Source organism: Photobacterium alginatilyticum (assembly GCF_009910675.1).
GTDB lineage: Bacteria > Pseudomonadota > Gammaproteobacteria > Enterobacterales > Vibrionaceae > Photobacterium > Photobacterium alginatilyticum.
Genome location: NZ_RSEJ01000012.1, coordinates 1 through 12,759 on the forward strand (window position 1 = coordinate 1; position 12,759 = coordinate 12,759).

At 49.7% G+C, this 12,759-nt stretch carries 10 protein-coding genes, 1 tRNA gene and 1 rRNA gene; 5 read left to right on the plus strand and 7 right to left on the minus strand.

Features of this window, described 5'->3' with window-relative positions; translation table 11 throughout:
• Window positions 1-7 precede the first annotated feature (7 nt).
• Window positions 8-123, plus strand: a 5S ribosomal RNA gene (rrf, locus tag EIZ48_RS12450).
• A gap of 42 nt (window positions 124-165) precedes the next feature.
• A tRNA-Asp gene (locus EIZ48_RS12455) sits at window positions 166-242 on the plus strand.
• A gap of 198 nt (window positions 243-440) precedes the next feature.
• On the opposite strand, the gene EIZ48_RS12460 is transcribed toward EIZ48_RS12455, so the two are convergent.
• The 6 genes from EIZ48_RS12460 to EIZ48_RS12485 form a co-directional block, all read right to left on the minus strand.
• Window positions 441-1,340, minus strand: a complete 900-nt coding sequence (locus EIZ48_RS12460) for a TIGR03899 family protein (RefSeq protein WP_160651762.1) — start codon at window positions 1,338-1,340, stop codon at window positions 441-443.
• Window positions 1,341-1,620: 280 nt separating this feature from the next.
• Window positions 1,621-2,103, minus strand: a complete 483-nt coding sequence (locus tag EIZ48_RS12465) for a DUF3299 domain-containing protein (protein WP_160651765.1) — start codon at window positions 2,101-2,103, stop codon at window positions 1,621-1,623.
• 11 nt (window positions 2,104-2,114) lie between these two features.
• On the minus strand, window positions 2,115-3,374 hold the full coding sequence (locus EIZ48_RS12470) for an ABC transporter permease (RefSeq protein WP_160651768.1): 1,260 nt from the start codon (window positions 3,372-3,374) through the stop codon (window positions 2,115-2,117).
• The gene (locus EIZ48_RS12475) at window positions 3,374-4,066 is read right to left on the minus strand and encodes an ATP-binding cassette domain-containing protein (RefSeq protein ID WP_160651771.1); all 693 of its coding nucleotides are present in this window, start codon (window positions 4,064-4,066) and stop codon (window positions 3,374-3,376) included. The genes EIZ48_RS12470 and EIZ48_RS12475 overlap by 1 nt, the downstream gene beginning before the upstream one ends.
• A gap of 62 nt (window positions 4,067-4,128) precedes the next feature.
• Window positions 4,129-4,908, minus strand: a complete 780-nt coding sequence (gene zrgA, locus EIZ48_RS12480) for a zinc uptake protein ZrgA (RefSeq protein WP_160651774.1) — start codon at window positions 4,906-4,908, stop codon at window positions 4,129-4,131.
• 438 nt (window positions 4,909-5,346) lie between these two features.
• Window positions 5,347-5,898 (minus strand): YtfJ family protein, encoded by a 552-nt coding sequence (locus EIZ48_RS12485; protein ID WP_160652071.1) that lies wholly within the window; start codon window positions 5,896-5,898, stop codon window positions 5,347-5,349.
• Window positions 5,899-6,215: 317 nt separating this feature from the next.
• Between EIZ48_RS12485 and EIZ48_RS12490 the strand changes: the two genes are divergently transcribed.
• Entirely contained in the window at window positions 6,216-6,425 is a 210-nt protein-coding gene (locus tag EIZ48_RS12490) for a DUF1107 domain-containing protein (protein WP_160651777.1), read from the plus strand.
• Window positions 6,426-6,465: 40 nt separating this feature from the next.
• Here EIZ48_RS12490 and msrA read toward each other — a convergent pair whose 3' ends face one another.
• Window positions 6,466-7,101, minus strand: a complete 636-nt coding sequence (msrA, locus tag EIZ48_RS12495; RefSeq protein ID WP_160651780.1) for a peptide-methionine (S)-S-oxide reductase MsrA — start codon at window positions 7,099-7,101, stop codon at window positions 6,466-6,468.
• A gap of 172 nt (window positions 7,102-7,273) precedes the next feature.
• Here msrA and tamA point away from each other — a divergent pair, with 172 nt between their 5' ends.
• Window positions 7,274-8,995 carry an autotransporter assembly complex protein TamA gene (gene tamA, locus EIZ48_RS12500; protein WP_160651783.1) on the plus strand — a complete coding sequence of 574 codons (1,722 nt, stop codon included), beginning with the start codon at window positions 7,274-7,276 and terminating at the stop codon, window positions 8,993-8,995.
• On the plus strand, window positions 8,992-12,753 hold the full coding sequence (gene tamB, locus EIZ48_RS12505) for an autotransporter assembly complex protein TamB (RefSeq protein WP_160651786.1): 3,762 nt from the start codon (window positions 8,992-8,994) through the stop codon (window positions 12,751-12,753). The genes tamA and tamB overlap by 4 nt, the downstream gene beginning before the upstream one ends.
• Window positions 12,754-12,759 lie beyond the last annotated feature (6 nt).

A 12,759-nucleotide genomic window follows, 5' to 3' on the forward strand; every position in this document is an offset into this window, starting at 1 on the left:
GAATTTGCTTGGCGACCATAGCATTATGGACCCACCTGATCCCATGCCGAACTCAGTAGTGAAACGTAATAGCGCCGATGGTAGTGTGGGGTCTCCCCATGTGAGAGTAGGACATCGCCAGGCTTCCAATTTAGATTATCGCAGTGAACGTGCGGTGATTTGAGTGGAGCGGTAGTTCAGTTGGTTAGAATACCGGCCTGTCACGCCGGGGGTCGCGGGTTCGAGTCCCGTCCGCTCCGCCACTTATACTAAGCCCAAGCAGAAATGCTTGGGCTTTTTTACAATATATGTCGCCCTGCTTGTGCGCAAGCCCCGACTAGGCACCCCCGCACCCCCGCCGTTCCGTCACTTCTTCGAAATGTGTGTCCCGGCAGAAATGCTGAGGTTTAACTGTATTGTTCATTTTTGTCCGTTATATAGCCGGATAGCCCAAGACTCTGCTAGGTGGCAAGGTTAACCTGAGAGCCTTCATTTTTTTCAACTACAAAGTGTTTTGCGAGCAGTTCAAGCAGGCTCTCTTTGTAGGGTTCATGTCTCTTATTCCCTAATAGACTGGCAATTTCTTGGCCGACGGGAGAAAGACGGTAATATGTCAGGGAGACTCTTTTTTTAATCGGACGCAGTAAATAACGTGAACCTTGGTAGCCAAATGCAAGCGGAGACTCGATATCGATCTCGCCTGATTCCAGCTCGCTGCGAAGTAACAACCCCAGCTCCATGAGCACGAGTAAGTTCGAATAAGGTAACTGGTAGTTGCCGAGCGCTAGTTTATCGGATGAAGGAGAGCGTAAAATTTGAAGTCCGCTATGCCGAACTTTAATGCTGGTCAGCAGCTTTTTACTTTCATCACTGCCAAAATGACAACTTAACATGCAGGCGCGGTGAAAGGTTTGCGCCTCCTTTTGGGTCATGTTTCTGAGAGTATCGAGTGTTTTTAGGGACGTTGATCCCGGAGTAATGATCTCTTGCTTGAGCACTCGGCTCCATAGCTTTTGCATTGAGGCACCGCGTATGTGCTTAGCAATGGAGATGAAATGATATAGCCAGTCTGGATCAGGCTCTCCGGCTGTTTCATCGCTGCAATTGTCGTAAGCAAGCTTGAATATCCGCTCCAGGTTTTCTTGTTCGTGCTGTGACTCCTTTAATAGTCGGTATTCGGTTCTTTCTACGATATCTTTTTCTGAATCGTTTGTGATGAGATGGCTGACAGCGTGAAGGCAGGCAAGCTCTTTAGCTCTTGCCTGACTGCTTCGAATATAGTTATTGGTTTCTTCTTTTTTTACTGTTGGTACTGCGGCTGTTGTTGGCGCAGTGTTGGTGTCCTTGTCTGCATTATCCATAGCGGGCTCAAGGTTGATTAGTCTGGCTATAGTTTTACCAGTTGATCGCATTATTTGGCAATATACGTGACTTTTGTGTTAATGAGTGGTTAAATTTGTTGCGTTAATGAGTTTTACGAAATAGAGGATGAGGGAGGTGCTGATGAATAAGTCCGGTAAACGACTTACTGATGTGCTGCTGGTTTTAGGCTATATAACAGTACTGGCTTATCTTGCTATGTACCTTTAGCGATGCAAGCAAGATAAGCCTTGGGTATAAAGGAGAGACAGATGTTATGTACTACATATCATCGTACTCTTCCAGGGCCGTACCTTCTAACAGGTAGCCGACCTCTGCCATATCATGACTGATATGCTGGGTTTGCAAAGTACCGACAACATATACCACATCCCATAGCTGCTGGATGGGAGCCCCTTTTTCAAATTTCACATAAATGATTTGGTTCGGCGGCGGTGGTGGCACATGAATACAGGCTCCAAAGTAGGGCACTAGCAAGAATTCAGTTACAGCTTTGTCATCCCCTTCCAATGGAATAACAAAGCCCGGGATCTTTACCTTGCTTCCATTTAGCTCGGTACGGACCTTACCGATCATTGACTGTTTTACAGCCGCACTATTATGGTCGAGTACAGGCATACTATTACTGTTGAATTGCTGCCTTTCCTGCTCCGGGACTAGATCTATCCAATCCAGAGTCAGCACATCACTGGCATAGCTCGTTAATGGTAACCAGCAACATAATACAATAAGCCATTTCTTCATTTTCTATCCTATTAAACCTTTATTGTCATACCGTCTGCCAGAGAGTGTTGGTAGGCGCGTAGCGCTGGAAGCACCCCAACAATGATTCCCGCTAGCTGAACAACCCCAAGCAATAGCATCTCGTAAGACGTTAGTCCGCTGATCTTGATAAATAACCCGAATTGCTGCTGGATAAACGGCTGCGTGATAAACATTAAGCTATAAAGCAAAGCGGTGCCAAGTGCAATCCCAATTGCTGTCAGTACCGTAGCTTCACTGACCAAGAGGAAGAAGATATGGTTGGGTCTGGCCCCCATGGCTCTTAGTATTGCCATTTCTCGCCGTCTTTCATTTAGGCTGGTCAGCAGGCTGGTCAACATCCCCAACAAGCCAGCGATAACGACAAAGCCGGACACAACGAGAAGTGCCTGCTCGGCGATTGACATCATACCCCACAGTTCATGCAGAGCGATCCCGGGCATAATGGCACTCAGTGGCTCTTTCGAATATGTGTTGATATAGCGCTGCAGTGCAAAGGTCTGTATTTTTGAATTGAGCCCTAGCATGAAGGCGGTAATTTGTTTCGGCTCGAACTGATAGTTTGCTAATGTTTGTGCATCAGGTGTATGGCCTAATTTGGCTCCTGACTCCCAGCCAATATGAATGGCTTCAATCGCGCCTAAAGAGACATGGACACTGCGATCAACCGGCGTTCCTGTTGGTTCCAGTATGCCGACTACCTTGAAAGGCAAATTATCATGTCGGTTGAAGGACTTATCACTGATACCATGGGCGATGACGATTTCGTCATCAAGCTGATAGTTGAGCGTCTTAGCGACTTCAGCCCCTAAGACGGTCTCGAACAAGCCTGTAAACTCCCGGCCTTCGGCGAAATTAAGGTGTTGCTTTTGACCATATTGGTAATGCGTGAAGTAGGCATGATTGGTACCGATCACGCGGTAACCCTGGTGGGAGTCACCAAGTGAGATTGGTATTGACCACTTCACCGAGCGGTGTTGGCTAATTTCCTGGTAGCTTTGCCAGTCAATGTTGTTGGTTGCGTTACCAATCCGAAAGACGGAATAAAGCAGCAGATTCACCTGTCCTGAACGGGAGCCAACTATTAAATCCGTTCCTGAAATCGTATTGGCGAAGCTGGATTTAGCCTGAGTACGAACTCTTTCAACGCCAAGCAGTAGGGTGACGGAAATGGCGACGGTCAGCAGAGTAAGGAATGCTGTTGTTTTGCGGTTAGTCAGGCTTTGCCATGCCAGTCGGAATATCGCGCCCATTAATTGCTCCCTTGTGCTGCTCGGTTTAACTCGTTGAGTGCAATGCTACGGTCAAACAAGGATTCTAATGTTTCATCGTGGCTGACAAACAGTAAGGTTGTCTCCGCCTTGTCGCATTCCGCCATGAGTAGTTGGATAAAGGCTTCACGGTTGTCATGATCGAGTGCAGACGTTGGCTCGTCTGCGATTAATAGCTCCGGTTGGCCTATCAGTGCCCTTGCTGCCGCGACCCGTTGTTGCTGGCCGATGCTCAGCTCGGTTATTGGCTTCTCAAGATATTCTTGAGGTAAGTGTAACTGGGTTAATAACCGCTTAGCCTCTAAGTCCATAGCTCCCGATAGCCGGCCTTTTCGCAGACGGGAGAAGCGGCACGGCAGCAGGACATTATCAATCACAGAGAGGTAGGGAAGCAGATTGAACATCTGAAAAATATAACCAATATGGTTTGCCCTGAATTGATCTCTATGTGTTGGCTTTTGTTGGCTGAAGGGCTGTTGCAATAGCTGAATGTCACCTGACGTTGGTTGCGAAATCCCTGCCAGTAAACTTAACAAGCTGGACTTGCCACTCCCGCTGGGGCCTTTCAGAAAGACTTTTTCACCTTTCTTTATCGTCAAGGATGGAATATCGAGGAGATCCTCCGTCTGTTTTGGCCAACGGAATGTTATGTCGGTGAGTTCAATAACGTTCATAGTTTTCCCTGAAATGGGGGGAAGCCCCCCATCGTGAATGGATTGTTGCTATAAGCCAAAGCTTAGAATTTAAATACTGTAGTGGTAGGCGTTAGCTGTGCAGCGCTTTGGTTGGTATCTGTAATCGCCTGGACAGTGATTTTTTCCGTGGTCGGGAAGTGGCTGAACCAGTTAACCTGCAGAGAGGTTAGCTGTTCAATATTATCGCATCGGAACACATACTGAGCAGAGAACTCACCATGCCCCGCATGGCTATCATGGTTGTGCTCGTCGTGATCGTGCCCCGCATGGCTATCATGGTCATGCTCGTCGTGCTCGTGTCCCGTATGGCTGTCATGGTCATGCTCGTCGTGATCGTGTTCTGCATGGCTGTCATGGTCATGCTCGTCGTGATCGTGTCCTGCATGGTCGTCATGGTCATGCTCGTCGTGATCGTGTTCTGCATGGCTGTCATGGTCATGCTCGTCGTGATCGTCTCCTGCATGGTCGTCATGGCCATCATCAGCTGTCAACGTTTCTGTCACATGCACATCGACCAGGTGGCAGTTTGACGCCGAGGAGAAAGCAAAGAGTTCCCCTGCGTTGTTAAGCTGTGCAATCGCGCTTGCTAGTTGCTGGTGTTGTTGCTTGTTGGTTGGTGCATGTTCAAAGCCAACAACATCCGCACCCGGGGCCGTGATCTCCATCAGTAAATCTTTGCCGTCTTGAGCAATATTGAATTCAACGACACCGTGTACATGGGCGTCGTGCTGGCGAAAAGTGTCTTCTGCTGATGCAGGGGTAGCCATTGTCAGTGTGCTTAACATTAGTGCACACGTTGAAAGACGGTAAGGAAAAGCCATGATAACTCCTGTCTAAAAAAATAGTGAAAATCGATACATTAGTTTCAGACGGTTACCGGTGGTGATCTTGCCAAAGGCTGTGTGGGAAGACGGTGGCCTGTTAGAACAGTTGTTTGGCGGGTATGCTGGGTTGGCGACTGTGCCGGCAAGGCATCGAGTTCCATGATTGGCGTTGTAACATGTACCAGATGGCAGATGCTACATTCCTGTACATGATGATGGCTGCTCTCGACTTCTAATTCATGCAATACCTTTAGCGGCCCAATCAAACAGATCAAGCTAATGCAGAGTATTGTACATAGGTGTAAGCACCGAGAGTTGAAACGGAACACGATAGAAATAGAAAAGCCATCACCAGAACATAATTGTAATAATATAACATTACTTTTTGTCGTTGGTCATGGCTTTGTTGCTAACTATAAGAATTAATTGAATTGGTTACAAATTAGTCTTAACTAAGCCAAGCGCTTGTTCGATTTCTGAAGGACTGAGTTTGCCTTCTTTGACAAATAGAACCTTACTCTCTTTGTTCAAAACTATGATTGCAGAGCTTTCTTCCTGCAGTTTCCAGGTGGCATGCACGTTGCCTTCAGCGTCTAGTATCATAGAAGACCATGAAAATTCTCGCTTGCTGTCTTCTGCTGACGAGGCAACAAAGCTGCCAGTCCCCCAGATTGCATCATCCTGGTTAATGATTGTTGTTGTCTGGTATTTCTCCGCAGGCAAATTGGCTGCTGTGATGGCCTGCATGAGTTCTGCATTCATTTCTTTTGCCGCGCTGCGGCCAGCGATTGCCTGAATGACTCGGACCTTACCTGTCAGCTGTGAACTATTCCAGTTTTGGTAGACGATATCGTCGCCTTGCAAGGTGATCTCACCTTTGTCAGAAACGACCGCCGAAGGGATTGTTTCACCCACTTGGATAGTATGGGCCGCTGCCAGACTTGGTAATAATGCAGCAAGTAAAGCAATCATTGGCTTCTTATTCATTGTATTTATTCCATTTATTGTTAGACGCTTCATTATCTTAGAACAGTTAGCGGCAGCTGGTAAAACCAGTTGAGAATAGTCGATCTGAATCACTAATTATTAGACTCCTTGTCGGTCTAGGGATGTTTTTGGGGAATGTTTGTCGCTGATCTTATAGGCAATTACAATTTTTCTGTTCTACATTGATTACTTGGCTGACGTGACTTTGAGGGATAGGCTAACAAGCCTGGCAAGTAAATTGCTTTATTTTTCGACGGAAGGTTGAAACATTCTTGGTATGGCGGGGTCTACTGCTGTATCGGTGTTGCGAGGGATATATGCTTAGAGTTTTCAAACACTATCGTCCTAATCAGGTTGCCCGCTACGTAAAGAGCTACTTTCGTGGTCGGGTGTTTATTATGGGAGTCGGCGGATTCGAATTCGACTGCGGGCGTTTGCTGCCGCCCAAAAGACAGGATTTAAAAGCGCTAAATGTATTGTCGGAGGTCAACAGAGAAATTGACCTCCTGGCCGCTGAGGCAGTATAGCCAGGTCTGGACCCTGGCTATGGATGACCAGGACACGGGATCACTGGGGAGGCAGACAAATACCTGTGCCCCCTAGTCCACAGTATCCTCCGGGGTTCTTGGCAAGGTATTGCTGATGGTATTCTTCTGCAAAATAATAGTTGCCAGCCGGTTCTATCTCAGTGGTGATTTCGTGCAGGTGTTGCTGTTGCTTTAAGGCTACCTGGTAGTGCTCTTTACTCTGCAATGCCTGATCGAGCTGTGAGGGAGAAGTGGTATAGATGACGGAACGGTACTGGGTTCCGACATCATTGCCTTGCTGCATTCCCTGTGTCGGATCATGATTTTCCCAAAACTGTGCAAACATTTGTTTTAGCGGTATTTGAGCAGGGTCAAAAAGAATCCGTACCACTTCGGTATGTCCGGTTTTACCAGTGCAGACTTCTTCATAGCTCGGATTCGGGGTAAACCCTCCACTATAGCCCACAGAGGTACTGTAGACTCCGTCAAGTTGCCAAAAGAGTCTCTCTGCTCCCCAGAAACAACCCATACCAACAATAAGCTCTTCTAGCCCTTCGGGCTTATGATCATTGATAGGGGTACCATTGACAGCATGTGGCAGGGAAGGAAGGATTGGCGTCGCCCTACCAATGAGTGCAGCCTCCGGTGAGATCATGACTTGTTTCTTTGCTGACATTGTTATTTCCTTTTACATTGTCTTTACAGAGAAAGTAGAGGAATCTTGACAGACAATCAATATCGTTTGATTTGTCCTTATATAATGTTGGCAGTTATGGCTGCCCTTTGTCAGAATTATTACTGCGCGCGACAAACAAAAATAAAGCTTTTAGTAGTGAAGCCAAATAAGAATGAAAAAAAACGTTAAGCGGTTTAGCCTTGCCGCAATTGCTCTTGTAGCTTCTGCCCCTGTTTGGGCAGAGACCACATTGGCCATTAAGGGGTTGAAAGGAAGCCTGAAAGATAATGTCGAGGCGTATGTCTCGGCCATTCCTGAAGATGACTACAGTATTTCAATTCGCTTTCGGGAACAGCTGGAAGGCGAGATTAAAGATGCCCTTAAAGCGTTGGGGCGCTATCAACCGACATTTTCCTACCAGGTCGAGAAGGACGGAAACGGCAGCGAGCTGATCGTTACGGTGAATGCCGGTCCGAAGACAACTATCGCGAAAAGCGATATCCATTTTACCGGTATGGCAGTGAGCGATCCGGACTTTCTGGCGCTTAGAAGACAAAGTGGGCTTGGGTTTGGCAAAACGCTGAACCATGGCAAGTATGAGTCGTTTAAATCCTCCCTGAGTAGTCTGGCGCTACGTAAAGGCTACTTTGATGCTGAGCTAAAGAAAAGTGTGTTGGAGGTGGCCCCGACACGAAATGAAGCATTTATTACAATCGAGTTTGCTGCCGGGCAACGCTATAACTTTAGCGAGACGGTATTCACCGGCAGCCAGATTGAAGAAGACCGGCTGCAATCACTGATCCCCTACAAAGAGGGCGACCCATACCTTGCCTCCACCTTGGGGGAGTTTAATCAGCGATTATCCAATGTCGGCTGGTTTTCCTCGATCTTTGTCGGCGGAGATGTTGCCAACCTAAAAGACAATAGCGTACCAGTCAGAGTTGCTCTGGAGCCTCAGGTCAGAAACCAGATTGAGACAGGTATCGGTTACTCGACCGATGTCGGTACACGTCTTAAATTCAACTGGCGTAAACCCTGGATGAACAGCGCCGGCCACAGCCTCAATGTGAAGACCGAGATCTCGAAGGTGCAGCCGAAAATCGAGGCAACCTATAAAATTCCTCTTGATGATGTTCTTAATGATTATTATCAGATCATTGGTGGTATTCGGTATGTCGATAATCATGACACGGTCAGTACGGAATATAACTTTGGCGTGGAACGGCATTGGCGGCTTGAGTCAGGCTGGAAGCGTGTGGCCTCGGTTCGTTGGTTATATGAGGACTATAAGCAGGGGGCCGAAGAAAGTGGTGCACTGTCGATGATACTGCCGGGGATCAGTTATGACAAAACCCGCATCCGTGGAGGTGCAATGCCGACATGGGGTGATAAACAGCTGATGTCGGTTGAATACTCTGATCCGGCTTTTGGTTCTGATACCAGGCTGGCAAGGTTTCGTGGGCGTAGTGCCTGGATCCGCAGCTCCGGCAAGGATCACCGCGGCCTGTTGCGGGTGGATGGCGGCGCGGTGATTGCGGATCGGATAGAAGATGTGCCGCCATCGCTGCGCTTCTTTGTCGGTGGTGACAATAGCCTGCGAGGCTACAGCTATGAGTCGATAGCGCCGAAAGACAGCAAGGGCGAGCTGCGCGGTGGTACCTACATGCTGACCTCGACCCTTGAGTATCAGTATCGGGTCTACGGCAATTGGTGGGGAGCGTTGTTTTATGATTATGGCTCCTCTTGGATCGATACCCCGGATTGGTATCGAGGAGTGGGGGCCGGTGTTCGTTGGGCATCGCCGGTCGGCCCGATTCGTCTTGATTTTGCATGGGGACTGGAAAAGGAAAGCGATAAGTTCCAGCTGCATTTTGTTCTGGGGCCTGAAATATGATCTGGGTAAAACGTATAGCGCTAGGGGTGCTGGCACTGTTATTGGTACTGGTGATTGCCATCGCATCGCTGCTGTATACCCCCGCGGGTGTCAAAGTGGCCGTTTGGGGGGCGCAAAAGGCTCTGCCAGCCCTTTCGGTGGCCAGCAGCTCGGGGAGCTTGTTGAAAGGCTTTGCGCTGGAGCAGGTACGTTACCAAGACTCTCATATTGATCTGGCGGCTGACAGCCTGGTGTTGACGCTGGAAGATAGCTGCTTGCTGACACCGGCCGTGTGTGTGACAGAGCTGGCTGTATCGGGCGTGCGTTTTGCCATGCCCGAATTGCCACCGTCGCAGCCGGATGCCGAAGAGGCTGACACTGACTCTCAGCCTGTGACAGAAATCGTGATGCCATTGCCAATTAGTGTTGAACGAGTGGCGCTGGATGATTTCGAGCTGGATATTTTAGGCAACAAGATAGCCTGGCAGCATTTTTCAACAGCGGCGGATATTAAGGGAAGCCAGTTAATACTCAAGCCGACCGATTGGCAGGATATCGAACTTACGCTGGCTCCGGCTTCCGAGGGAGATAGTGCTGCGGCTACGAAGGCTGAAGCTGAATCGGCTAGTGAGCCTGTCATCTTGCCGGAGGTCATACTGCCTTTATCCGTCGATATCCAGCGCTTTACCGTTAAGAACTTTAAACTTAACGGTGAGACTCCCCAACGGGTGAATGTACTGGACATAGCAGCAACGGCAACTGGCAGTGAAGTGTCACTGAGCAAGTTGATACTGGATGTCCCGCAGGCCAAGCTAGATGCCACTGCCGGTGTTTCATTGAGCGGCGATTACCCGCTTCAGCTGGAAGCGGGACTTGATATCGCAATGGCTCCTCTTGAGGGGCATAACCTCAAGCTCAAGGCTGGCGGTTCATTGGCTGAACTGGCACTGGATGCCAGCCTGAAAGGTACGGTCGATGCATTGCTGAGTGGTAAGTTGTCTCCGCTGGATCCGACGCTGCCGTTCGACCTCAGCTTGTCCAGCCGGCATATTCAGTGGCCGATTGATACCGAGGCTGAATTTGAAGTCACAAATACGGTATTAGCTGCAGCGGGAAGTTTGGACGGGTTCAAGTTCAAACTGAAAACCGATGTTGACGGAGCACCGATGCCAGCTGTTGCTGCGAATTTATCGGGGCAGGGTGACTTGTCCCAGGTAACCTTGGATAAACTGGTTGTCGATACCCTCGGCGGCACGATTTCCGGTAATGCCAAGGCCAATTGGAAGGCGTTGGTTAACTGGCAGGGACAGCTAGATTTTAGCCATATACAGCCCGGGCTCGAATGGCCGGATGCCAAAGGGGATCTCAGTGGTAAGCTGCGAACGTCTGGAGGGCTGACCAAGCAAGGCGGTTGGTTTGTCAAACTGCCTGAGCTATCTGTAGACGGAATGGTGCTCGAACAGCCATTTACGCTTGATGGTCAGCTTAATGCCAAAGATACCGCCGGTAAGGGGGATATTGAGCTGGTCACCGATCGCCTGAGGTTAAAACATGGTCCGAACGGACTGACGGCAAAAGGATCTTTGAGCAAAGAATGGGCGATGTCCGCGCAGGTTGATGCCCCGGATTTGGCTCAGTCGTTACCGGATTTGCGTGGACGCATTCAGGGGGGCCTCGAGCTGTCGGGAAAACTTGCCGAACCGGATATTGATCTTCAGTTGGACGGGGAGGCGCTGGGTTGGCAGGAGCAGGCTAGCCTACAGCAGTTTGCACTTAAGGGACGGGTAACACCAATGCCGGCACTAAAGGCTGATGTGAGGCTGACGGCATCTGAAGGCAAATACGATACGTTCAAGCTTGATGAGCTAGCCTTGGTCTTCAAGGGGACCGAAGATCAGCATCGCCTGACACTGAATGCCGATGCCCAGCCTGTGAGCGCAAATATCAGTCTTGAAGGTAAGCTGGATCGCAAGACTGGGTGGCAAGGGGTATTGCAGCAAGGTGAAATTGATACGGAAATTGGTTTATGGCAGCTAAACCGTCCAACGAAGCTTGGTTATAACTTCAAAACACAGTTGGCGAATGTCGCCGCGCACTGTTGGCAACAGGACCAAGCCTCGCTGTGCCTGACCGAAGCTCTCGAGGCGGGGAGTTCGGGTCATGCCAAGGTGGCCGTGAATAATTTCGGTTTTGATCGTATTGCCCCGTTCATCCCTGAAACCATTACGCTAAAGGGGGAGGTAGGTGCCAATGTGGAGGCGACCTGGGCACCAAAGGCGTCTCCGTATGTGAAAGCGCAGGTTCGTCTGCCGTCGGGCTCTGTGGTCCAACAGGCCGATCCTGAAGCACCGGCTCTGACAGTTGGCTGGGACAAGGTGACGGTTAACGCCGAAATGAAGCAGGATATCTTAAATGCCGACTGGCTGGTGGCGGTGAAAGACAATGGCGATATCTCAGGGCGAGCAAAAGTTAGCCAGCTAACAGGCGAACAGCAACTTGAGGCGAGGCTTAAGATCGATCGCTTCATGCTCGGTTTTCTGGCCCCGCTGATCAAGGGCTATGAACAGTTTGACGGCCAGGTCGATGCCAACCTGACCGTTGCTGGTCCAATCATGCATCCGGCAGTCACCGGGTTGCTGGAACTGACCAATGTGGAAGCGATCGGCCGTAAGGTGCCGTTAGATGTGTCCAAGGGTGATATCACCGCGACGTTTAATGGCTATAATGCGACCTTGCATGGCGATATCATCACGCCGGATGGCGAACTGCTCTTGCGAGGCAGCGGTGATTGGCAAGACTTAGCCAAATGGAAATCGGAGTTGCAAGTCAATGCCCGCGACCTGGAAGTCAGTGTCCCTCCTATGCTTGACTTGAAGGTGTCACCGGATCTGATGATTAAAGCTGCGCCGCAATACGCGGAGATCACTGGCAATATTGCTATTCCATGGGGGCGCATCACCATTGATCAGCTGCCGGAATCGGCAGTGTCAGTATCTGATGATGAAGTGCTGCTAACCGATGATCTACAGCCTGTCGAGACAGAGCCGGCAATCCCGTTTGAAATCAAAACCAATATTTCGGTCAATATCGGTAAAGACGTGAAACTGTCGGCGTTTGGCCTGAAATCCAGGCTGGTGGGTGATCTGAACGTGCGCCAGAAGGATAAGGGGCCGCTAGTGTATGGTGAAGTGAACCTGCGAGATGGTACCTATCGTTCGTTTGCCCAGGAGTTGGTGATCCGCAAAGGCCAGATTCTATTTAACGGCCCGGCGGACCAGCCTTATCTGGCGATAGAGGCAATCCGGGATCCGGACAATGTTGAAGATGATGTGATTGCCGGGATCCGGGTCAGTGGTCCGGCGGATGAACCGACTGTGGAGATCTTCTCCGATCCGGCGATGCCTCAGCAAAATGCGCTGTCTTACCTGCTGCGAGGTAAAAACCTCGATACCGAGTCTGGCGAAGGTGGCAGTGGCGATGCGATGACGACCGCATTGATCAGCATGGGGCTGGCCAAGAGCGGCCAGCTTGTCGGTAATGTCGGCGAAGCATTTGGAGTCCAGGATCTGACATTGGATACCGCGGGCTCGGGGGACGACTCTCAGGTGACGATCAGTGGTTATATTGCCCCCGGTCTGCAGGTAAAATATGGGGTTGGGATTTTCAACTCAATTCCTGAGTTTACGGTTCGTTATCGGCTAATGACAGATCTGTACGTTGAAGCCGTATCCGGCCTCGATAGTGCCGTCGATTTACTGTATCAGTTTGAATTCAATTAAGGGCTG